Consider the following 21,314-nt stretch of genomic DNA (forward strand, 5'->3'; position numbering starts at 1 on the left):
ATGTATTTATTTATTTTTATCATTATCGATAAGGTAATATTTTAAAATATCACTCACCATTGAATTTTTATTCAAATACATATAAAAGCGATATTCATTGCTTTTATTTGCAATTCTCAGCTCTTTTAGTGAATTATTATTCAGCTCATCCTGTATTAGATTTTTAGGTAACCATGAATATCCAACTGAATTTTCAGTTAATTTTACCGCTATTTCAACGTTAGCTACATTAATTGTCTGAATGCTTTTCTCAACTTCACCAAAAGCAGGAAGCAGAACGATATGTGTTGTTTTTTCTAATAAATTCAGTATATTAGACTCATTACATGATTGTAATTTATGGTCTGGGCTTGTCACTAAAATAGCATCAACTTGCTCTAAATAAATTGGGTTTAAAGACTCAATTTTATGATGAGTAATGAGCAAATCATAATTTTTCAGTGATAGCACATCAGCCCTATCTAATGAAACTCTTTTAAAATCAATATCATAATCCTTTCTTAGACGTGTGAATTGTCCTATTTTTTCAAGTATTTCATCACTTTGATACAAAGAGTCCATTACAATATTAATTTTTCCATTACCATCATAATTCAATGATTTAGCCAACTCTTCTAATGAAATTGCTTTATTTGTAACCTCCCTAGATAATGCTAAAAGTTGTTCGCCCTGTTTAGTGAGTACTGCACGGCGTCTCTCTAAAGAAAATATCTCAAGTTCCAATGTTTGCTCTAATTTGCTAATCGTATAACTAATTGATGATTGTGTTCTATGCAAAATTTCAGCTGCTTGAGCAAAGCCACCATAGTCAACGACAGCTTGTAAAGTAATCCATTGATCTAATGTCGTTCGGGTTTTTTCCATAATCTCTCCAAGTATTAGCCTGAAGTTATTTTTTTAATTCCATTAAAATATAGCAATATATTTTAAATGCGTTAATAGGTACTTATACATAGAGGTTAATTAACAAACATATGTTTAATTTTTTTTAAGTTAATTTTCTTAAAAATTAAAACATTAGTTTTTAAATGGTCAATTGTTTCTTATTTATTAACAATTAAAAAATCAAATGAAAATCAATAATATTAAATTAATTTAAAACTTAATAAATAAAAACAATAGACTTTTTATTTTTCATTTAAAATAACAAATAGAAATAAACTATTTAATTTTTATTTTAATATAATTTGTTTTTTTACTTTATCATTAAATTTCTCTTTATACGATTAAATTACCATCTATATTTAATCATAAAAATAACATAATTCTAATCATAATAGAATAAATTACCCCCTGCATTATCATTAATAGTTAGTCTTTTTATGATAATAAATTAACATTAAATGCTTCACATTTAAAAAAACTCATATAAAAAATGAAATATAGCACAATAGTCAATGGTAGAAACCATGATCTGTGCGTGCTAATTTAATAACGTTAGCCTAAACATCCATTTTTCATCACATTTATCTCTAATTTTGAGGGTTTAACAAAACCAGCATGTTTTTTTCCAGTCATGATGATAGATAAATATATTAGTCTTCCGCTTAACGCACTCCCTAACTGAAATTTATTTTACCTATAACCCGTATTATTGCCCTCAATCATCTGGCTTATTAAGTCGATTTTAAATGCGTGTTATAGATTAGACATAAAGGTTAGATTTCTGTTTTGTTCAAAAAATCAATGTATATGAAGAATTACATTAAATATAAATATGTAAAACATTAAACTATAACATAGATAAACTTTATCAAATCATCAAATAGATAAAGTTTACTTACTCTTTAAAAGCATTTAAAAAGGGAAATATGGTTTTTGACGTAGAAAATGAGGTTAATTTATGGAATGCAAATGACAATAAATAAAAATATTTCTTTAAATTTCAATAAATTGAGAATGAAATATTATATATGGATTATCTTCGTGAATTTTTTAATTTTAGAAGTAAGTCTAAAAATAAATATTTTAACCTAGGATTACCCTACCTTATGTTAAATTTTCATGTTAAAACTTATAAAATTATAAAAACACATTGGGCTTGAATATCATGATTCTTAGCGAAAAAAAACCACCACAGTAATGTGATGGTTTCAATTGTAACGTTTAAGTCGCACTACCGGTACAGATCCTTACGTTGATAGGGTTCTATCTCCCCTTTTTTGCGCGTTTTCAATAGTTTTAAAATCCATGTATATTGTTCAAGGCTAGGCAAGACGAGGTATTCAAGCTCTTCATTCATCCTACGTGCTATATACTCATCGTCTTTCCCATCAATGTCATCCATTGGCTCACGAATATAAATGTGTAATTGATGAGTTTTATGATCATATACTGGAAATAGCGGCACAATTTTCGCTTTGCATACTTTCATTAAACGACCAATTGCAGGAAGTGTCGCTTTGTATGTACCAAAGAAATCAACAAATTCACTGTGTTCCTCACCATGGTCTTGATCAGGAAGATAGAATCCCCAGTACCCTTGCCTCACGGATGCGATAAATGGCTTAATCCCCGCCTCTCGCGAATGGAGGCGGCCACCAAAATGATAGCGCGCTTTGTTCCAAAGATAATCTGCAACAGGATTCTTTTGATGGTGAAACATTGCGGCCATTTGCTGGCCTTTTGCCGCTAATAACATCGCAGGTGCATCGACTGCCCACCCATGTGGCACCATAAAAATCACATTACTTTGTTGTTCTTTTAACCGCTGAATGATTTCTTCATTATGCCAATGTGTACGTGCTAACGTTTTATTTGCCCCTCGTAGGCACAATTCCGCCAACATGACAAAAGACTGCGGTGCAGTTTCAAACATGCGATCAACTAAATCTTCTCTTTGCTCTTCCGTGTACTCAGGAAAGCAATAAAGTAAGTTGATCTTCGCACGACGACGAGCACTTTTGGCTATTCTGCCCACCCATTTGCCTATTTTAGCCAGCATCGGGTCACGAATTTTAACAGGTATATAAGCAAGCCCTGCAAATACAGCGGCTCCCAACCAAACACCCCAATATTTTGGCAATAAATAAGAACGATGAAATGTTGGCACATAGCCTTTTTTACTGTCTGTGTCTTTATCTTTATTCATACTGCACTCAAGTGAATAATGGCTATATTTTTATAGCTTAAAATAATGATTTATGGAAGCATTTCAAAAAAAACTGGCAGATACAAGTACCTGCCAGTTATGAAAGGAGAAGAATTTATTACAGCTTCAGTTGAGGTTTTGTTTCTTTAACTAACGCTAAGTATTCTTTGCGCTCTTTACCTGTTAACCCACCTGAACTTGGTAATTTGGCAGTTAAAGGATTAACCGCTTGCTGATTTACCCACATTTCAAAATGCAAGTGCGGCCCTGTCGAGCGCCCTGTATTACCTGACAATGCGATGCGGTCACCACGTTTGACTTTTTGACCAGGTTTAACAAGTAATTGACGTAAATGCATATAACGAGTGGTATATTGGCGACCATGACGAATAGCAATAAAGTTGCCCGCAGCACCACTGTATTTCGACACAATCACCTCACCGTCACCAACTGCTAAAACGGGTGTCCCTACTGGCATTGCAAAGTCTACACCCTTATGTGGTGCAACACGCCCTGTTACTGGATTGACACGACGAGGATTGAACTGGGAGGAAACCCTAAATTGTTTCGCTGTTGGAAAACGCAGGAAACCACGTTCTAAGCCATTCCCTTCGCTATCATAGTATTTGCCATCTTCAGCTCGGAACGCATAATAGCTTTTACCATTAGTTTGCAAACGTACACCAACAAGCTGGCTTTGTTCGCTGCGGCCATTGAGCATTTCACGGCTCATTAACACACTAAATTTATCGCCTTTTTTCAATTTACGAAAATCAATTTGCCATTGTAGCGCTTTAATGACTTCACGGCCTTCATTACGTGTTAAACCTGCTTTACTGGTACTTTGTGCAAAAGAACCATCAACAGTACCTTTTAAAATACTGTTCGTCCATTCGCCAGTACGAATTTGCTTAACCTCTTCGAATTTATTCGTCGTGCCTACTCGGTTAAATACCCGCGTTTCACGGCGATTCACTTCCCATGTTAGTGATTCTAATTCACCTTGCTCTGTCAAAGACCAATTTAGTGCCTGACCTATTTTTAGGTTTCTCAGTGACTTATGTTGATTCGAAAGTGTTGCAACATCCCCAGCTTCAATACCAAACTGAGTTAAAATTGTTGTTAAGTTATCACCGCTTGCAACAACATATTCATGGGCTAACGGCGTTGTCTCCCCCTCCGCACCATCTGCTTCTGCTTCGGTATCTGCAAGACCTTCGTCAGGTAATTGATCACTACTATCTTGAATAATATCGTCAGTGGCATCAGTGGAAGGTAATAACGCTAGAGGAATGATGGTATCAGGCATACCATCATTTTCAGAAGTCGTTGGAACATGAACTGGCCGCCAAATTGCGACGGCCATGGTAGCGACTGTAAGCGTACTTAATACGATTTTATGAGTTCTAGACAGGCTACCATATACCTGAGCCAGACCTTTGGCCATTTGCTGCACTTAAACAATTCCTTCTATTTTTAATTCAGGCAGCTGGCATATTGTTCCGACAAGTTTGTCAAAAACTGCATGTAGCTATCTGGTCCAAGTACCAGCCCAATTCCGAGTGGGTCGAGAGTTCCCATTTTGACTCCCGTATTACGCGCTACACTTTCAATTACTGCAGGCCTGAATTGTGGCTCAGCAAAAACGCATTGCGCTTTATGCTCAACCAATTGTGTTCGTATTTGATGTAATTTCTGCGCACCAGGCTGTATTTCTGGGTTTATCGTAAAATGCCCCAAAGGAGCGAGTTGATAGTGTTTTTCAAAGTAGCCATAAGCGTCGTGAAAAACAAAATAACCCTTGTTTCGAGCTGGCTGCAAAATACTAGCAATTTTTTTATCACTTTGCGCCATATTTTCTCTGAATTTACGAAGGTTTACGTCTAGCTTATCTTTTTGATCAGGATAAAGCTCTACTAAACGATCATGAATGTCCTGTGCAGCGAAATTTGCGATCTCTGGGGATAACCAGATGTGCATATTATACTCACCATGGTGATGATGTTCGTGATCCTTGTCATGATTAGCTTCATCCGAGTGTTCATGGTCATGTTCATCTTCATGAGACTCGGCCATAAGTCGTGATTTAATGTTTGTCTGTTCCGCTAGTGCCAGACGTTTATTCTGAGGTAACGTATTGATAGGCTTCTGTAAAAACATTTCGAGATCAGGTCCAACCCACACAAATAAGTCTGCTTGTTTAATTTTTTTCAAATCAGAAGGTTTTAATGCGTAATCATGCGGGGATGAACCGTCTGGCAGTAGAACTTGTGTCTCCGTCACGCCATCAGCAATACCTGAGGCAATAAAAGCCAATGGACGAATCGATGTTACCACATCCGCATTTGAGGTAGACACCAATGTTGCACTCAATACGGAGGTCGCCACAGCTCCGAAAAGAAATTTACGGGCAATGTGTTTCGATTTATGTATCATAGCAGTCTTTTTCCGTGATTTTAATTTTGAAATGTTATAATATAACACAACATGATTTCTGCAAGATGTTTTTCATATGCAACCATTACTGACTTTAAATAAAATTTCTGTTTCATTTGGTGACAAGCAAGTCCTTAAAGATGTGTCCTTTGAACTTAACAAAGGAGACATTGTGACGCTTTTAGGGCCAAATGGTGCAGGAAAATCAACCATAGTACGTGTTGTTCTTGGGTTACTTCCCCCAACTTCAGGCTCAATTGAACGTGCCTCATCACTTTCTATTGGCTATGTTCCTCAAAAATTGCATTTAGATACAACGCTCCCCCTAACAGTAAAGCGTTTTATGTTACTCAAGCTAGGTGTTCGCCAAGAACATTTATTACCTGCTCTTGAGCGTGTTAATGCGACTCATCTTCTAGAGCAACCGATGCAAAAGTTATCGGGTGGTGAAACTCAACGCGTTTTACTCGCACGTGCATTGCTCAACAAACCTGACTTGCTCGTACTGGATGAGCCTGCGCAAGGTGTTGATATTACAGGTCAAGTTGCTTTGTATGACTTAATTAATCAATTAAGAACAGAGCTTGGCTGTGCCGTACTCATGGTTTCTCACGACTTACACCTAGTGATGGCAAAAACAGATAAAGTACTCTGTATTAATGGCCATATCTGTTGTTCAGGTGCACCTGATGTGGTGTCCAATCACCCTGAATTTGTTGCTATGTTTGGGTATCGCGGTGCGCAACAATTAGGGGTATATCGCCATCAACATAATCACCAACATGATTTAGAAGGTAATATTATTCGTAGCCATCAACACAGCAAGGACTGCAAGCATGATTGAGTTATTATTACCTGGCTGGATAGCGGGCATGTTACTTGCGATTGCAGCGGGGCCATTAGGCTCTTTCGTTGTTTGGCGTCGCATGTCCTATTTTGGTGACACTTTAGCACATGCTTCTTTATTGGGTGTTGCCTTTGGGTTATTACTAAATATTAACCCTTTTTATGCTGTCGTTGCCGTTACCCTTTTACTTGCACTAATTTTAGTTTGGCTTGAAAAACGTCCACAACTTGCCGTTGATACATTACTCGGAATTATGGCTCACAGCTCGTTATCACTCGGTTTAGTGGTCGTAAGTTTAATGGCTAATGTACGTGTTGACCTAATGGCTTACTTATTTGGTGATCTTCTCTCTGTTAACTATGAAGATATTATCATGATCTTTATTGGTGTGATTGTCGTTTGCGGGTTACTTTTTTATCGCTGGCGAGCGCTTTTATCCATTACCGTTAGTCCTGAGCTTGCTTTTGTCGATGGCATCAATATTCAACGTTTACGTTTATTATTGATGTTAGTCACTGCATTAACAATCGGTATCGCCATGAAGTTTGTTGGTGCACTAATTATTACTTCACTTCTGATTATTCCAGCCGCTACCGCTCGTCGTTTTGCACGTACACCTGAGCAAATGGCATTTATTGCGGTGTTAATTGGTATGATATCGGTCACGGGTGGATTAACCTTTTCGGCATTTTATGATACCCCTGCTGGCCCATCAGTTGTTTTGGTTTCTGCCGTTTTATTTGTGCTTAGCTTAACAGTTAAAGCAAAAAACTAATTGATAACTTAAAAGTTTATCCACGCCGTTGTTTATTTTGAACAACGGCGTTTTTATTTATATAAACTTAATTAATATAAATGGCTTTTCCTTTACCGATTATCCATACTCACAAAGAGTAATTTAAATCACAGGATGGTAACATGAAGCAGTCCCTCACCTTTTTGGTTGCTCTAGGGTTATTTTCAGCATCGGCAAGCGCAATAGAATACTCATGCCAGTTAGAAAATAACAAATTAGTTAGCGTTGTTATAGAAAAAGGCAAACCCCCTGTCTATCGTTATGGAACCTTAGGTAAAACTGAGATTACTCTGCCCACCAATACAAAAGGTAAAGAGAATATTTTTGTCGGAGAAGGGATGTTTATCGGTGGTGCAAGCTCAGTCTACATTCGTTTTCAGAATGGTAATTATAATTATGTACTTTATGATGGGGAGGGTAAAGGTTGGTATTATCAAGGTGTTGTTGTCTACAAAGGTGACAAAATTATCAGTAAAAAAGCATGTAAACCATCATCGAACCTGAACTTGTACAGTATTCTAGATTATGGTTTACCGAAAGACACGGATGATATTGATATCGATTTTACAACCGACCCAAATTCCCGATAAATGCTCAACGCTACCCAGCACGTAAAGTTTCCCCCACCTTAATTCGCTGGTGGGGTATTGGTTACACCTCTTTTGGCGTTAAACCAAAATGGTTATACGCATGCGCTGTCGCCATTCGTCCTCGAGGAGTACGTTGGATAAAACCTTGTTGAATTAAATAAGGTTCTAAAACATCTTCGATTGTTTCACGTTCTTCCCCAATTGCTGCTGCTAAGTTATCCACACCAACAGGACCACCCATAAATTTATCGATAATCGCCACGAGTAGCTTACGGTCTAAGTAATCAAAGCCTGCTGCATCGACATTTAACATATCCAAAGCTTGGTTTGCGATTAGCTCATCAATAGAGCCATCACCTTTAACTTGTGCGAAATCACGTACACGACGTAACAAGCGATTTGTAATACGTGGCGTGCCGCGAGAGCGCATGGCAACTTGCATGGCACCTTCTTCGGTGATATCAAGCCCCATATATTGGGCGCTACGTTTGACAATATACTGTAAGTCCACAACCTGATAGAATTCAAGGCGTTGTACGATACCAAACCGATCACGTAACGGGGAAGTTAGTGACCCAGCCCGCGTTGTTGCACCAATTAACGTAAATGGCGGTAGGTCAATTTTAATGGAACGCGCCGCAGGCCCTTCACCAATCATGATATCCAATTGGTAGTCTTCCATTGCAGGATAAAGAATTTCTTCAACAACAGGTGAGAGGCGGTGAATTTCATCAATAAAGAGCACATCATGTGGCTCTAAGTTGGTTAGCATCGCAGCTAAATCACCTGCTTTTTCCAATACAGGCCCTGAGGTTGTCCGTAAATTTACGCCTAATTCGTTAGCAACAATCCCTGCGAGGGTTGTTTTACCCAGCCCTGGGGGGCCAAAAATCAACAGATGGTCGAGAGCATCACCCCGCATTTTGGCTGCTTGGATAAAAATCTCCATTTGATCTTTAACCTGTGGCTGACCAATATACTCGCTGAGTAATTTTGGTCTAATCGCACGATCAATGGCTTCTTCATCCGACTGTAAAACTTCAGCAGTAATTAAGCGATCTGCTTCAATCATCTCAATGGCCTCTTAATCAGAGTGCTGCACGTAAGGCATCACGGATTAATGTTTCAGAATCACTGCCTGGCTTCGCGACTTTGCTTATCATGCGACTCGCTTCTTGTGGCTTATAGCCCAATGCAATTAATGCCGCCGCTGCTTCTGCTTCGATATCAGCAGTACTTGGTACCTTACTATTCACATTAGGTAAGTTGATCTCACTGGTTTGATTGAATAAATCACCATTCAACCCTTTGAAACGGTCTTTCATTTCAACAACTAAACGTTCGGCTGTTTTTTTACCAATCCCTGGTAACTTAACCAATGATGCAATCGCTTCTTGTTCAATTGCAGAAACAAATTGTTGTGCTGACATACCAGACAAAATTGCCAATGCAAGCTTAGGCCCAACACCGTTAACTTTGATTAATTCTTTGAACAGTGCTCTTTCTTGCTTATCGTTAAAACCATATAGTAATTGGGCGTCTTCACGAACAACAAAATGTGTAAAAACAATCGCTTCTTGCCCAATATCAGGTAATTCATAGAAACACGTCATTGGCATATGAACTTCATAACCTACCCCTTGAAGTTCTAATAAAACTATTGGTGGTTGCTTTTCTAATACGATACCACGTAAACGACCAATCACATTGAATTCCTCTATTATGGCCTAAGACGAAATCTGTTTAGCCAAAGTTATTAATAGTGCTGTTTATACCACAAAAAGGGCTGGATGCATATCCAGTTGCAAGCTATTTGTTTTCATACCGTCAGCTTTCAGACAAACTTCTACCTTAACCGCCCACGCGTTAATACTAAACGAGGATCACCCACTTTTAATAAGTTCTGATTAAAATGGCAATGTGTAATCGCAATCGCCAACGCATCCGCAGCATCGGATTGTGGGTTAGCGGACAGCTTGAGTATTGATTTAACCATATGTTGTACTTGGCTTTTTTCAGCGGCCCCTGTCCCAACAACCGTTTGTTTAACTTGGCGAGCCGCATATTCAAACACTGGAATACTCAAATTTGCCGCTGCAACTATCGCGACGCCACGTGCTTGGCCTAATTTGAGCGCTGAATCTGGGTTTTTTGCCATAAAGACTTGTTCGATTGAAAGAACGTCGGGCTGGTATTGTGTGATAATTTCCGAGACCCCCGCATAAATACGTTGCAGACGACTTGGTAAATCATCAACCTGAGTGCGAATACAACCACTGCCTAGATACAGTAATTGCCGACCTTGTTGGCGAATAACGCCGTAGCCAGTGACACGAGAACCAGGGTCAATTCCTAATATAATTGCCATAAAGAATCGATTTGTACCTCTTATTATTAAATGCTATTTATTCATCATTCTACTTAGTAGCATAATACTATCTATTTCAATTAAATAGCTATTTGATTCTTAATGTTATCCATGGAATATAAAAAGTATAGTAGAAGAAAAAGAAAGAAGAACAAAGGCGTTAGAGAAAACAGGCTGGGTCAGCCCGCTTTCTCTACGCGGAGGGACTAGATTACAGATGTAAAATAGTACGTCACTGATTACAGTGTCGCTGCGACTTCGTCAGAAATATCACCATTATGGTAAACTTCTTGAACGTCGTCAGAATCCTCTAACATGTCGATAAGGCGCATCAATTTTGGTGCCGTTTCAGCATCAAGTTCTGCTGTGATCGATGGGATCATTGAAACTTCAGCCGCTTCGCTCGTAAAGCCTGCTGCATCTAATGCATCTTTAACCGTACCAAATGTTTCAAAGGTAGTGTAAACATCGATTGCACCGTCGTCATAGGTCTCAACGTCATCCGCACCCGCTTCAAGCGCCGCTTCCATCAATGCATCTTCATCCACACCTGGTGCATAAGTAATAACACCACGTTTGGTAAATAAATAAGAGACTGAACCATCTGTTCCCAAGTTACCACCTGTTTTAGTAAACGCGTGGCGCACTTCAGATACGGTACGGTTACGGTTGTCACTTAAGCACTCAACCATAACAGCAGTACCGCCAGGACCATAACCTTCATAAATGATGGTTTCCATATTATCACTTTCATCATTACCCACACCGCGTGCAATTGCACGGTTTAAGGTGTCACGAGTCATGTTATTTGATAATGCTTTATCTACTGCGGCACGTAAACGTGGGTTAGTGCCAGTATCACCACCACCTAAACGTGCAGCAGTGACAAGTTCACGAATAATTTTTGTGAAAATCTTACCGCGCTTAGAATCTTGGGCTGCTTTACGGTGTTTGGTATTGGCCCATTTACTATGACCTGCCATGAAATATCTCCAAAAACGTCAATACAATAATTAATTAGCAAATTCTAAAATAGCCTGACTGTTACTCCATGATTTAGTAAGTTTTGCCGCTTCATTTGGGCTTAACCAACGAAACTCTGTATGTTCAGTCAGTAATGGCATGTGTTCTTCATCTAGCACCATTTTAAACCAGTGCTCTTTGCAATGTGTTACATTCGGTGCATAACGATGCCTGAAATGCGGAAAAATTTCAAAGATGATGCTATGGGACAAGTCTTGCAAGCCGTTTTGTTTAACGTCAAAACCTGTCTCTTCTTTGATTTCACGACACGCAGTTTCATACGGTTTTTCGTTAGGTTCCAGACTTCCAGTCACGGACTGCCAGAAGTCTGGATCATCTTTACGCCGTAGCATTAGCACCCGACCGCTTGTTTCAGCCACGATGATGACTAATACCGATTCAGGGCGCTTAAATGCGGTCATTCGCCGTCTTACTCTTCGTCTTTCGCCACAACAGCAATCGCCAACTCAGTCAACGAGTCTGGGTTTGCATAGCTTGGTGCATTCGTCATTAAACAAGCCGCAGCGGTTGTTTTCGGGAAAGCGATAACATCACGGATGTTATCCGTTCCAGTCAATAACATCACTAAACGGTCAAGGCCAAAAGCTAAACCTGCGTGTGGTGGTGTGCCGTATTTCAGTGCGTCTAATAAGAAACCAAATTTTTCACGTTGATCTTCTTCATTAATACCTAAAATGCTAAACACGGTTTGCTGCATTTCATTACGGTGAATACGCACTGAACCGCCACCCACTTCATAACCGTTAATCACCATATCATAAGCATTGGCAACAGCATCTTCTGGTTTACTTGCTAGCTCTTCGGGTGAGAAATCTTTCGGCGATGTGAATGGATGGTGCATCGCGGTTAAACCACCTTCCCCATCTTCTTCAAACATTGGAAAATCGATGACCCACAGTGGCTGCCAGCTATTTAGATCTGTCAGTTCAAAATCACGCCCCACTTTCAAACGCAGTGCACCCATTGAATCTGTGACCACATTTTTCGCACCTGCACCAAACAGAATGATATCGCCATCCGCTGCACCAGTACGGTCTAACAGTTGGTTAATCACCTCTTTATTGAGGAATTTTGCGACTGGGCTTTGAATACCTTCTATTCCTTTAGCACGTTCGTTGACTTTCATCCAAGCCAACCCTTTCGCACCATATATACCCACGAATTGGCCATATTCGTCAATTTGTTTACGGGTCATTGCTGCGCCGCCAGGCACTTTCAATGCCGCGACACGGCCTTTCGGATCATTCGCAGGACCAGAGAATACGGCAAACTCAACATCTTTAACGATATCAGCAACATCCACCAGTTCCATTGGGTTACGAAGGTCTGGTTTATCTGAACCATAACGACGCATTGCTTCTGCAAACGTCATGATTGGGAAATCGCCTAAATCAACATTTTTCACGTCTAACCAGAGATTGCGGATCATGCGTTCCATGATTTCGCGTACTTGCTCTGCAGTCATAAATGAGGTTTCAACATCGATTTGAGTAAATTCAGGTTGACGGTCTGCTCGTAAATCTTCATCACGAAAGCATTTTACGATTTGATAATAGCGGTCAAAGCCAGACATCATCAGTAACTGTTTAAACAGTTGTGGAGATTGTGGCAGCGCGTAAAATTTACCTTTATGAACACGGCTTGGAACTAAATAGTCACGAGCGCCTTCAGGCGTTGCTTTAGTTAACATTGGCGTTTCAACATCAACGAAGCCTTCTGTATCCATGAAATTACGGACAAAACTGGTAATTTTCGCACGAGTGCGTAAGCGCTCAGACATTTCAGGACGGCGTAAATCTAGGTAGCGGTATTTTAAGCGACGCTCTTCTGTATTTGTTTGGTTGCTATCGAGTGGCAACGGTTCTGATTTATTGAATACATAAAGCTCTTGCGCAAAAATTTCAATTTCCCCAGTCGCCATATCTTTATTTTTCTGGCTATCTGGACGCGCGCGTACTGTCCCTGTGATTTGGATACAGAACTCATTACGCAGCTCTGACGCTTTTTCAAATATGTCTTTACGATCTGGATCGAAGAAAACTTGAACGATGCCTTCACGGTCACGCATATCGATAAAAATCAAACCACCTAAGTCGCGACGGCGGTTTACCCATCCACAAAGAGTGACCTGTTGGCCTTCGTGAGCAATGCTTAACTGCCCACAATAATTAGTACGCATACAATATCCTTTTACTCAGCTGTTGTGCTTTTGCTTGCTGCGGGATTTTGGCATTTTGCTGAACCCTATTTGCGAAACACGGGCTGAAAATTCAGAATGTCAAAAAGGCAGACATTATACAGGAAATTCTGTTAGACAAATAGTTGCGAATACCGCTTATCGCCTAAACCATTTTGTTTTTAATCATATTTTCATCATTTTTATGGTTGTTCATCAACTTCATTGTGATTACCACCCTTAGCTAGACAGGGTTAAATGAGGAATATGGTTAAGTTGATTTTAAGGGACTAAAGACGCCATGTATATATTATGGCAAAGGTTTATTTCTAATATCACTTACTGCTGCACAAAAAGTACACGAAGCTTACAGAGTAAGACCTTCATCCCTTTTTATAACTTAATAGCTTAGACATTCTGGGAATTAGGTCGATTTAGGAATTGTTACCTTTTTCAGTTTGCTATAATCCAATTAACTCAGTAATCAACCTAATTAATCATCTGCTGCTTAAGGATCACACATGAAAAAACTGTTAATTGCTTCATCTATGCTGATGCTACTTGTTGGATGCCAAACTGTGAAAACTGCAGATATTGATAACAATAAAACATTTTACATCGATTCCACACTCGCTGACTGCGTGGGTGTTGCTCCAATGAAGTGTATGAAAGTCAAAGAAAACCCAAATGATGACTGGCAGTTATTCTATAGTTCTATTCAAGGTTTTGAATATCAACCAGGCTTCTCTTACGTCTTACAAGTTAAACAATTTGATGTACCAAACCCACCAGCTGATGCACCAAGCATCCGCTATGAACTTGTAAAAATCGTTGAAAAGAAATAAATTTTAATCCTTGATAATCATTAAGTGGGCTTACTTCCTGCTTAATGGCTTTATTTTATCTCAACCAAATTGAGCAAACTAACCATCGGAAATAACAAGAGTAGCAAAATTATGAGTGATAAAATTATTGATAAACTTGGGTTAATTGCTTTGTCTGAAAATAAAGTTGCCATGGTACGCTCACACAATAAAAGCTTATTTTACATCCCAGGCGGAAAGCGCGAGCAAGGTGAAAGTGATGAGCAAGCTTTATGTCGTGAAATTGAAGAAGAATTGACGTTAAACTTAGTACCTGGCTCTATTGGCTTTTATGGTGAGTTTATAGGACTTGCTGATGGTAAAGACGGTGGCACACAAGTGCGTATTCGCTGCTATTTTGCAGATTATCAAGGAATACCGCAACCTGCCGCTGAAATTGCTGAGTTAGCGTGGTTTACCAGTGAAGATTTACCTCGATGTTCAACGACAGCCGCCGCGGTTCTATCCCAATTAAAACAAGATGGCTTAGTCAAGTAACGCTACGTGATTACCCAAAAAAGTTGTTAATTCATTTGTCGAACGGCATTTTAGGATTTACAATTTAGAAAATATCGTTAATACCCATTACTATAACTTATATTTTTAGGTGTTTTCATAATTTGATTCGTTTTATGGTGGAGTAAAAAATGGTCAGCTCTTTGTACGCTGTACTGGGTGCCTTACTGCTGCTTAGATTATCTTTAAATGTTGTGAAGCTACGTAACCAGTACCGTATAGCCTATGGGGATGGTGGTTTTTATGAACTGCAAACCGCAATTCGTGTTCATGGCAATGCCATTGAATACATACCTATCTCCCTTATTTTATTACTTTTAATGGAGATGAACGGTGCTCAAGTTTGGATGATCCACATTTGTGGTTTAATTTTAATTGCAGGTCGGTTACTCCATTCTTATGGCTTAAAAAACCATGATTACTCTTATCGCCGCTCAGGTATGGTTGCAACTTATCTTTCGATGGCATTAATGGTTATCGCCAATACTTATTATCTGCCATGGCTACAAATCGTTTCATTTAATCTTTAGTGCTCTTCTACGGCACGACTTAATGTGCCGCCTCATTATTTCATTCTCAATGGATTGATTTTCACTGTGCTACCTTTCTGATACAATCCCCCACTACTTTTGTTTGATTATTAATACAGAACTTATGTCAAGTCAGGATCCAAACCACAAAGACAGTCTTTTTTCCGCACCGATTGCTAACCTTGGTGATTGGCAATTTGATGAAAAAGTCGCCGAAGTATTCCCCGATATGATCCAGCGCTCTGTGCCTGGCTATTCCAATATTATTACCATGATTGGTATGCTTGCGGGCCGTTTTGTGAAGCCAAACAGCCGCGTATATGATTTAGGCTGCTCATTAGGTGCGGCAACGCTTTCTATTCGACGCAATATTACGGTTGAGAACAGTAAAATTATTGCTATCGATAACTCCCCAGCGATGGTAGAACGATGCCGCCGCCATATTGATGCCTACCGCGCAAAGACCCCCGTTGAGGTGATTGAAGGTGATATTCGTGATGTGAATATTGAAAATGCATCAATGGTTGTACTCAATTTTACTTTGCAATTCCTCAAGCCTGATGACCGACTTTTATTACTCGAAAAAATTTATCGCGGGTTACAACCAGGTGGTATTTTGGTTCTCTCCGAAAAATTTAATTTTGAAGACAACGAAATCGGTGAGTTACTGTTCAATATGCATCATGATTTCAAACGGGCAAATGGCTATAGCGAATTAGAAATTAGCCAAAAGCGCAGCATGTTAGAAAACGTGATGTTGACTGACTCCGTTGAAACACACAAAGCTCGCCTAAAACACGTTGGGTTTAGCCACTGCGAAGTTTGGTTCCAATGTTTTAATTTTGGCTCACTGTTAGCGCTTAAAGAGGCTTAAAGATGATTGATTTCGGTCGTTTTTACCAACAAATTGCCGTTGGCCCATTAAGTCACTGGTTAGAAACATTACCTGCGCAGTTAACAGAGTGGAAAAAACAAGGTTTACACGGTGGTTTTTCCTCATGGGAAAAAATGCTTGATAATTTGCCTGTTATGCATCCAACTCAATTAGACTTAATTAACAGTGTGACGGCAACTCGCGATCCAGTGCTGACCTCTGGGGAAACACGCCGTTTAAATAATATCCTTGAGCAATTAATGCCATGGCGTAAAGGCCCTTTCTCCCTTTATGGTGTCAATATTGATACCGAATGGCGTTCAGATTGGAAATGGGATCGCGTTTTACCGCATATTTCATCACTAAAAGATAGGTATGTGTTAGATGTAGGTTGTGGCAGCGGTTATCATATGTGGCGGATGTTAGGGCAAGAAGCCAAATTTGTTGTCGGCATTGACCCCACAGAACTTTTCTTATGCCAATTTGAAGCGGTAAGAAAATTATTGGGTGATAACCAACAAGTGCATTTATTACCTCTCGGTATTGAGCAACTTCCTGAGCTAAAAGCCTTTGATACTGTGTTCTCCATGGGGGTTTTATATCATCGCCGCTCTCCACTTGACCACTTATGGCAATTAAAAAACCAATTAGTTAGTGAAGGCGAATTAGTGCTTGAAAGTTTAGTGGTTGAAGGTGATGAATTTCAATGCCTCATCCCAGGTGATCGCTATGCACAAATGCGTAACGTCTATTTTATCCCTTCCGCTAAAATGCTTAAGGTGTGGTTAGAAAAATGCGGTTTCGTCGATGTGCGTATTGTTGACCAAGCCGTAACTTCATTAGAGGAACAGCGCCGCACACCGTGGATGAAAACAGATTCTCTCGCAGAATTTTTGGACCCGAATGACCAAACTAAGACGGTTGAGGGCTATCCAGCTCCGCTGCGGGCAATTCTAGTTGCACGAAAGCCTTAAACGAGTAATGTGCCTATCGGTATAACCCCATAGGCACATTTCATCAGCCCATTATTACATCGCTATTTGCCATAAGTTATAAAATGCAACTCGTCCAGATAACTCGGCGAGTATCACCGCTAACACGCAAATACTGAGCACAATAGCAGAGTTTCTGCCGCGATAGAGCAGCGCAGGAAAAACAAACAGCATGATTGCTATCACCACTAATTGAAACGCCCAAAAACCAGCTTGTTCAGCACTTATTACAGGCCCTGTTTCACCTAGGAATGAGATATATGCCGCTCTTGTGGCAAAAATGATAATCGCACCAAGCAGAAATGCCATTGAACCAAGCCGTTGCGCCCCCATTAAAATCGCCAGTGCCCCACCGCCAACAAACAGTGTCATCCACATTTGCAGTGTTGTGAAAACCGTAAACCAGTTGGCAACAGTTTCAATATTATAGACTTGCGGTATTGACCATACGAATGCCAATCCGAAAATGATCGCGCCCACATTACAGACTTCTCGTAACATGGCATTTTTGACAAACAACGTAAAAAAGACAATCCCTGCACCAAATGCGACAAAAATACCGCTCAGTAAGGCTTCATTACTCATTGGCGAGCGCCCTACACCTAACAGCATATTGAAAAAACGCAATGGTTGCCCCACATGCAAACTGCCGATAACTAAAGCGATAAGCATCAATACAAAAGCCAGAATGTTCGATTGGCGTAATTGTTCGCTACTCGACCAACCGATTCGTTTGCTTAGATAAGCAAACAGATAAAGCCCAGCGGCGGACTGACCAAAAACAGTAAAAAAAACAAGAGGAAGTTCGTGCATGTTAGACCTCCACAGGGTTCTGTAATATCCCGCTTTTATCACCCGATGGTTTAGCATCTTTATGCGGTTTAATCACGATATTGGGATTTGTTAAACTTGGGTCTGGCATTGGGGCAATCCCACTAATTTGTCCATGCCGCTCACGTAACACGTTAATATCATCAAAATCTAACGCACGCTGAGGGCATGATTCGACGCACACAGGTTTCATGCCTTTTTCTACTCGCTCATAACAGCCATCACATTTGCTCATCAGCTTTTTCTTTTCATCATATTGCGGAGCGCCATAAGGGCAACGTAACTCACAATACCGACAACCGACACAAATAGTTTGATCAACAACCACGAGGCCATCTTGCTCTCGTTTATGCATCGCTCCTGTTGGGCAACCCTCGACACATGTTGGGTTTGAACAGTGATTACAAGAAATTGACAAGTAATAGCTGTACACATTTTGCTGCCAAATACCGTCTTGTTGCTGCCAACTTCCCCCTCCGAATTCATAAACACGGCGGAACTTAGGGCCAAGGTCTAAATCCTTTTCATCTTTACAACTGACCTGACAGGTTTTACACCCCGTGCATTTGGTCGAATCAAAATAAAAACCATACTGTTTCATTTGTCGCTCCTTATGCACGTTTCACATCAACGAGGTTAGTATGTTGAGGATTACCTTTTACGAGTGCAGACGGCTGCTGAGTCGTTAGCGTATTAATACAACCACCAATATCAACGCCTTCGCTATCAAGTTCACGCCATGCCCCTTGAGGAACCGCAATCACGCCTGGTAATACCCGCGCCGTTACTTTCGCCTTAATTTTTATGCGCCCTCTATCATTGAAAATCTCAGTGAGATTGCCATCTTGGATACCTCGAGCGGATGCATCGATTGGGTTTATCCAATATTGATGTGGTACAGCCTCACGCAATACCGCGACATTAAAGTAGGATGAATGCGCATGGCCTTTATCATGAAAGCCCGTCATTTGTAGTGGGTATTTTTCCCTTGCCTTTGTATTTTCAACCCCTTCTGTATTCACACAGTATTCAGGCACTGCGGGAATACGTTGGTCATCAGGGTAGTCCCATTCTTGGGCTATTTTTGCTAAGCGTGCTGAGTAAATTTCAATTTTACCCGATGGCGTTGGCAGCGGGTTTTCGGTTGGTGAATCCCGATAAGACTTCAGTGCAATATAGTCAGCACTATTTGCGAGTTTCCTATCAACAATCCCCATGTCATTGGTTTCTTCGAAAGTGGGTAACTGTAGATTTTTTTCACGCATTTGGTTGTAACAATGTTCTATCCATTGCTCATGAGTTCGCCCCTCAGTAAATTGGTCTTTAATCCCCAATTTGTCAGCAATATCAGTTAAAACATCGTAAGATTGTCGGCATTCCCACAGCGGTGTGATCGCATTTTGCAGGCGTATCGCATAGTGATAAGCTCCACTTGCATAGGAATTATTGATTAAGTCATTCGACTCAACGCTGCTCACATCAGGTAGAATTAAATCTGCGTAGTTTGTGGATGGCGTCATGTGGATATCCCACACAAGAATAAATTCACAGAGTGATTCATCCGCCAAAATCTTATGGGTTTTATTTAAATCTGAGTGTTGATTTCCCGTCACATTACTAGCGTAATGCCAAAGAAATTTTACGTTGGTTTCAAGCTTGTCCTTTCCTAATAGCGTGGCATTTTCCGCTGTCATTTCAGTACCGCGGACAATGGCATCAGTCCACATAAAACACGGGATTTTAGTTTTTACAGGGTTAGGTATCGCAAATCCAGGAACGGGATAAGCTACGTTACCGCCCCATCCCCCTGCATTGGTGCCTGCTCGACCAATATTGCCCGTCACGATAGGCAACATCATCACCGCCCGTGCAGCTTGTTCCCCTGATGCGGTTCTTTGTAAGCCCCAACCTTGCGAAATCCACGCGGCCTTGGCATTGCCCAATTCACGAGCCAATTGAATGATCCGCGTTGGTGATACCCCCGTTATTTTGCTCGCCCATTCTGGTGTTTTTTCGACACCATCTTCACCGAACCCTAAAATGTAATCTTTATAGGAGGCATTTTTAGGGGCCGAGTCTGGTAATGTTTGGCTATCCCACCCAACACAATATTGTGCGAGAAAAGCTTCGTCTGTTAATTCTTCTTTAATTAAAGTATGAATGATAGCAGCAACGAGCGCACCATCCGTTCCAGGATAAATAGGTATCCACTCTGCGCCTAATGTTGTCACACTATCCGTACGACGCGGGTCGATAATAATCACTTTTGCTTTGCTTTTTTCTAATGCTTGTAAGGTTTCATAGAATTGCCCACCACCTGACATGCGCGTTTCTGCAATGTTGTGCCCAAACATAACAACGAGATCGCTGTTGGCAATTTCAGATAAAAGGGAATCATCCAACTTGCCATATACATAAGGGATCACGCCGTTTATCTGTGCTGTTGAATATGTTCCGTGTTGGTCAAGAAAGCCACCAAGCTGATTTAATAAACGTTTACAGGCATTACGCCCTTGTAAATTAGCCCCTGTCGAACCCGAGCCATATTGGTAATAAATCGCTTCATTGCCGTACTTATTAATTGTCTCTTTTAATTTTTCAGCAACAATGGTTGTCGCTTCATCCCAACTAATACGTTTAAATTTGCCTTCTCCCCGTTTACCAACACGGATCATTGGGTATTTTATTCTGTCTGGGTTATAGGTTTTCCAACGAACAGAACGCCCTCTTAAGCAAGGGCGTATCTGGTGTAAACCAAATTGACTGTCATCGTACATCGTTTCATTAGAAATACGGGTAATAACATCATCTTTGACATGAACTTTTAGTGGACAGCGGCTTCCGCAGTTCACTAAACAGGCGCTATATTTGATTTTTTCATTAATTTCATCTGGCTGGGTTTTAGCCATTGAAGCGGCTTGAGCCGTAAAGGGTAATGAGATAGAACCTGCAACGGCAGTTGCTGTTGCGGCTGAGGCAGAGACTTGAATAAATCGTCTCCTGCTTAACGCTTTCTTTCCTAAGTGATTAATCATTACATTGCTACCTTCTAATTATTATTAAATAAACTAAAAAATATATTTTTATAATAATTAGATAGTAGGCATGTATTTTGTAAGGTTAATTGATATGCATCAACCAAGATGAGTTTGTGAATATGTTGGCTACTTAAACCCAATAATCCATGGTTTTTGTTAAATTCTAACGCATAATCAACTAGTAAAAGTCAGAACTTCAAAAAAGAATATTTATAGAAATTATAGATTTACTACTCTAATGTTTACTTGACTGCTTTTGCTATTCCCTATAGCACCAAGACAAAATAAGAAGAAACCCATAATAGGTTTCTCCTTTAAATTT

21 protein-coding genes are annotated in these 21,314 nt (G+C 40.1%); 8 read left to right on the forward strand and 13 right to left on the reverse strand.

What is annotated here, in order from left to right; all coding sequences use genetic code 11:
* Window positions 1-6: 6 nt before the first annotated feature.
* The 4 genes from ACE2AL_RS11320 to znuA form a co-directional block, all read right to left on the reverse strand.
* Window positions 7-864, reverse strand: coding sequence for a LysR family transcriptional regulator (locus ACE2AL_RS11320; RefSeq protein WP_272680889.1), 858 nt, complete (start codon window positions 862-864; stop codon window positions 7-9).
* A gap of 1,252 nt (window positions 865-2,116) precedes the next feature.
* Window positions 2,117-3,091, reverse strand: coding sequence for a lauroyl-Kdo(2)-lipid IV(A) myristoyltransferase (lpxM, locus tag ACE2AL_RS11325; protein WP_206084176.1), 975 nt, complete (start codon window positions 3,089-3,091; stop codon window positions 2,117-2,119).
* A gap of 118 nt (window positions 3,092-3,209) precedes the next feature.
* Window positions 3,210-4,547 carry a murein DD-endopeptidase MepM gene (gene mepM, locus ACE2AL_RS11330; protein ID WP_241016837.1) on the reverse strand — a complete coding sequence of 446 codons (1,338 nt, stop codon included), beginning with the start codon at window positions 4,545-4,547 and terminating at the stop codon, window positions 3,210-3,212.
* Window positions 4,548-4,567: 20 nt separating this feature from the next.
* Window positions 4,568-5,527, reverse strand: a complete 960-nt coding sequence (znuA, locus tag ACE2AL_RS11335; protein WP_206084175.1) for a zinc ABC transporter substrate-binding protein ZnuA — start codon at window positions 5,525-5,527, stop codon at window positions 4,568-4,570.
* A 76-nt stretch (window positions 5,528-5,603) separates the two neighbouring features.
* Between znuA and znuC the strand changes: the two genes are divergently transcribed.
* From znuC to ACE2AL_RS11350, 3 genes are all read left to right on the forward strand, one after another.
* Window positions 5,604-6,371 carry a zinc ABC transporter ATP-binding protein ZnuC gene (gene znuC, locus ACE2AL_RS11340; protein WP_272680888.1) on the forward strand — a complete coding sequence of 256 codons (768 nt, stop codon included), beginning with the start codon at window positions 5,604-5,606 and terminating at the stop codon, window positions 6,369-6,371.
* Window positions 6,364-7,149: a zinc ABC transporter permease subunit ZnuB gene (gene znuB / locus ACE2AL_RS11345; RefSeq protein WP_206084173.1), complete on the forward strand. Its 786-nt coding sequence runs from the start codon at window positions 6,364-6,366 to the stop codon at window positions 7,147-7,149. The genes znuC and znuB overlap by 8 nt, the downstream gene beginning before the upstream one ends.
* Before the next feature lie 143 nt (window positions 7,150-7,292).
* On the forward strand, window positions 7,293-7,760 hold the full coding sequence (locus ACE2AL_RS11350; RefSeq protein ID WP_272573667.1) for a hypothetical protein: 468 nt from the start codon (window positions 7,293-7,295) through the stop codon (window positions 7,758-7,760).
* A 61-nt stretch (window positions 7,761-7,821) separates the two neighbouring features.
* Here ACE2AL_RS11350 and ruvB read toward each other — a convergent pair whose 3' ends face one another.
* From ruvB to aspS, 6 genes are all read right to left on the reverse strand, one after another.
* On the reverse strand, window positions 7,822-8,832 hold the full coding sequence (gene ruvB / locus ACE2AL_RS11355; RefSeq protein WP_375083506.1) for a Holliday junction branch migration DNA helicase RuvB: 1,011 nt from the start codon (window positions 8,830-8,832) through the stop codon (window positions 7,822-7,824).
* 16 nt (window positions 8,833-8,848) lie between these two features.
* Window positions 8,849-9,466 (reverse strand): Holliday junction branch migration protein RuvA, encoded by a 618-nt coding sequence (gene ruvA / locus ACE2AL_RS11360; RefSeq protein ID WP_206084170.1) that lies wholly within the window; start codon window positions 9,464-9,466, stop codon window positions 8,849-8,851.
* 140 nt (window positions 9,467-9,606) lie between these two features.
* Window positions 9,607-10,128 (reverse strand): crossover junction endodeoxyribonuclease RuvC, encoded by a 522-nt coding sequence (gene ruvC, locus ACE2AL_RS11365; protein WP_206084169.1) that lies wholly within the window; start codon window positions 10,126-10,128, stop codon window positions 9,607-9,609.
* A 239-nt stretch (window positions 10,129-10,367) separates the two neighbouring features.
* A complete protein-coding gene (locus ACE2AL_RS11370) occupies window positions 10,368-11,111 on the reverse strand; it encodes a YebC/PmpR family DNA-binding transcriptional regulator (protein WP_206084168.1) in 744 nt (247 codons plus the stop codon).
* A 30-nt stretch (window positions 11,112-11,141) separates the two neighbouring features.
* Window positions 11,142-11,573: a dihydroneopterin triphosphate diphosphatase gene (nudB, locus tag ACE2AL_RS11375; RefSeq protein ID WP_206084167.1), complete on the reverse strand. Its 432-nt coding sequence runs from the start codon at window positions 11,571-11,573 to the stop codon at window positions 11,142-11,144.
* Between the two features lie 8 nt (window positions 11,574-11,581).
* The gene (gene aspS, locus ACE2AL_RS11380) at window positions 11,582-13,351 is read right to left on the reverse strand and encodes an aspartate--tRNA ligase (RefSeq protein WP_375083507.1); all 1,770 of its coding nucleotides are present in this window, start codon (window positions 13,349-13,351) and stop codon (window positions 11,582-11,584) included.
* A gap of 518 nt (window positions 13,352-13,869) precedes the next feature.
* Between aspS and ACE2AL_RS11385 the strand changes: the two genes are divergently transcribed.
* The 5 genes from ACE2AL_RS11385 (at window position 13,870) to cmoB (ending at window position 17,105) form a co-directional block, all read left to right on the forward strand.
* Window positions 13,870-14,193: a DUF4377 domain-containing protein gene (locus ACE2AL_RS11385; RefSeq protein WP_206084165.1), complete on the forward strand. Its 324-nt coding sequence runs from the start codon at window positions 13,870-13,872 to the stop codon at window positions 14,191-14,193.
* Window positions 14,194-14,304: 111 nt separating this feature from the next.
* Entirely contained in the window at window positions 14,305-14,709 is a 405-nt protein-coding gene (locus tag ACE2AL_RS11390) for an NUDIX domain-containing protein (RefSeq protein ID WP_206084164.1), read from the forward strand.
* Between the two features lie 149 nt (window positions 14,710-14,858).
* Window positions 14,859-15,257, forward strand: coding sequence for an MAPEG family protein (locus ACE2AL_RS11395; RefSeq protein ID WP_206084163.1), 399 nt, complete (start codon window positions 14,859-14,861; stop codon window positions 15,255-15,257).
* A gap of 124 nt (window positions 15,258-15,381) precedes the next feature.
* Window positions 15,382-16,131, forward strand: a complete 750-nt coding sequence (gene cmoA, locus ACE2AL_RS11400; RefSeq protein WP_225818333.1) for a carboxy-S-adenosyl-L-methionine synthase CmoA — start codon at window positions 15,382-15,384, stop codon at window positions 16,129-16,131.
* A 2-nt stretch (window positions 16,132-16,133) separates the two neighbouring features.
* Window positions 16,134-17,105 (forward strand): tRNA 5-methoxyuridine(34)/uridine 5-oxyacetic acid(34) synthase CmoB, encoded by a 972-nt coding sequence (gene cmoB, locus ACE2AL_RS11405; protein WP_375083508.1) that lies wholly within the window; start codon window positions 16,134-16,136, stop codon window positions 17,103-17,105.
* A gap of 54 nt (window positions 17,106-17,159) precedes the next feature.
* On the opposite strand, the gene ACE2AL_RS11410 is transcribed toward cmoB, so the two are convergent.
* The 3 genes from ACE2AL_RS11410 to ACE2AL_RS11420 are packed head-to-tail and all read right to left on the reverse strand — an operon-like array spanning window position 17,160 to window position 20,989.
* Complete coding sequence (locus ACE2AL_RS11410; RefSeq protein ID WP_206084160.1) at window positions 17,160-17,936, reverse strand: DmsC/YnfH family molybdoenzyme membrane anchor subunit; 777 nt, start codon at window positions 17,934-17,936, stop codon at window positions 17,160-17,162.
* A 1-nt stretch (window position 17,937) separates the two neighbouring features.
* Window positions 17,938-18,555, reverse strand: coding sequence for a DMSO/selenate family reductase complex B subunit (locus ACE2AL_RS11415; RefSeq protein ID WP_375083509.1), 618 nt, complete (start codon window positions 18,553-18,555; stop codon window positions 17,938-17,940).
* Between the two features lie 10 nt (window positions 18,556-18,565).
* On the reverse strand, window positions 18,566-20,989 hold the full coding sequence (locus tag ACE2AL_RS11420; RefSeq protein ID WP_375083510.1) for a DMSO/selenate family reductase complex A subunit: 2,424 nt from the start codon (window positions 20,987-20,989) through the stop codon (window positions 18,566-18,568).
* Window positions 20,990-21,314: the final 325 nt, after the last annotated feature.

This window comes from Providencia xihuensis (genome assembly GCF_041953405.1).
Classification (GTDB): domain Bacteria; phylum Pseudomonadota; class Gammaproteobacteria; order Enterobacterales; family Enterobacteriaceae; genus Providencia; species Providencia vermicola.

Bases quoted from the DNA above. Each gene is read 5' to 3' on its own strand.
- ACE2AL_RS11395 (WP_206084163.1), top strand. From the start codon at position 14,859: ATGGTCAGCTCTTTGTACGCTGTACTGGGTGCCTTACTGCTGCTTAGA.
- nudB (WP_206084167.1), bottom strand. From the start codon at position 11,573: ATGACCGCATTTAAGCGCCCTGAATCGGTATTAGTCATCATCGTGGCT.
- znuC (WP_272680888.1), top strand. From the start codon at position 5,604: ATGCAACCATTACTGACTTTAAATAAAATTTCTGTTTCATTTGGTGAC.
- ACE2AL_RS11420 (WP_375083510.1), bottom strand. From the start codon at position 20,989: ATGATTAATCACTTAGGAAAGAAAGCGTTAAGCAGGAGACGATTTATT.
- ruvB (WP_375083506.1), bottom strand. From the start codon at position 8,832: ATGATTGAAGCAGATCGCTTAATTACTGCTGAAGTTTTACAGTCGGAT.
- lpxM (WP_206084176.1), bottom strand. From the start codon at position 3,091: ATGAATAAAGATAAAGACACAGACAGTAAAAAAGGCTATGTGCCAACA.
- cmoB (WP_375083508.1), top strand. From the start codon at position 16,134: ATGATTGATTTCGGTCGTTTTTACCAACAAATTGCCGTTGGCCCATTA.
- znuB (WP_206084173.1), top strand. From the start codon at position 6,364: ATGATTGAGTTATTATTACCTGGCTGGATAGCGGGCATGTTACTTGCG.
- ACE2AL_RS11390 (WP_206084164.1), top strand. From the start codon at position 14,305: ATGAGTGATAAAATTATTGATAAACTTGGGTTAATTGCTTTGTCTGAA.
- ACE2AL_RS11350 (WP_272573667.1), top strand. From the start codon at position 7,293: ATGAAGCAGTCCCTCACCTTTTTGGTTGCTCTAGGGTTATTTTCAGCA.
- ACE2AL_RS11415 (WP_375083509.1), bottom strand. From the start codon at position 18,555: ATGAAACAGTATGGTTTTTATTTTGATTCGACCAAATGCACGGGGTGT.
- ACE2AL_RS11410 (WP_206084160.1), bottom strand. From the start codon at position 17,936: ATGCACGAACTTCCTCTTGTTTTTTTTACTGTTTTTGGTCAGTCCGCC.
- ACE2AL_RS11320 (WP_272680889.1), bottom strand. From the start codon at position 864: ATGGAAAAAACCCGAACGACATTAGATCAATGGATTACTTTACAAGCT.
- ACE2AL_RS11370 (WP_206084168.1), bottom strand. From the start codon at position 11,111: ATGGCAGGTCATAGTAAATGGGCCAATACCAAACACCGTAAAGCAGCC.
- cmoA (WP_225818333.1), top strand. From the start codon at position 15,382: ATGTCAAGTCAGGATCCAAACCACAAAGACAGTCTTTTTTCCGCACCG.
- znuA (WP_206084175.1), bottom strand. From the start codon at position 5,527: ATGATACATAAATCGAAACACATTGCCCGTAAATTTCTTTTCGGAGCT.
- ACE2AL_RS11385 (WP_206084165.1), top strand. From the start codon at position 13,870: ATGAAAAAACTGTTAATTGCTTCATCTATGCTGATGCTACTTGTTGGA.
- ruvC (WP_206084169.1), bottom strand. From the start codon at position 10,128: ATGGCAATTATATTAGGAATTGACCCTGGTTCTCGTGTCACTGGCTAC.
- aspS (WP_375083507.1), bottom strand. From the start codon at position 13,351: ATGCGTACTAATTATTGTGGGCAGTTAAGCATTGCTCACGAAGGCCAA.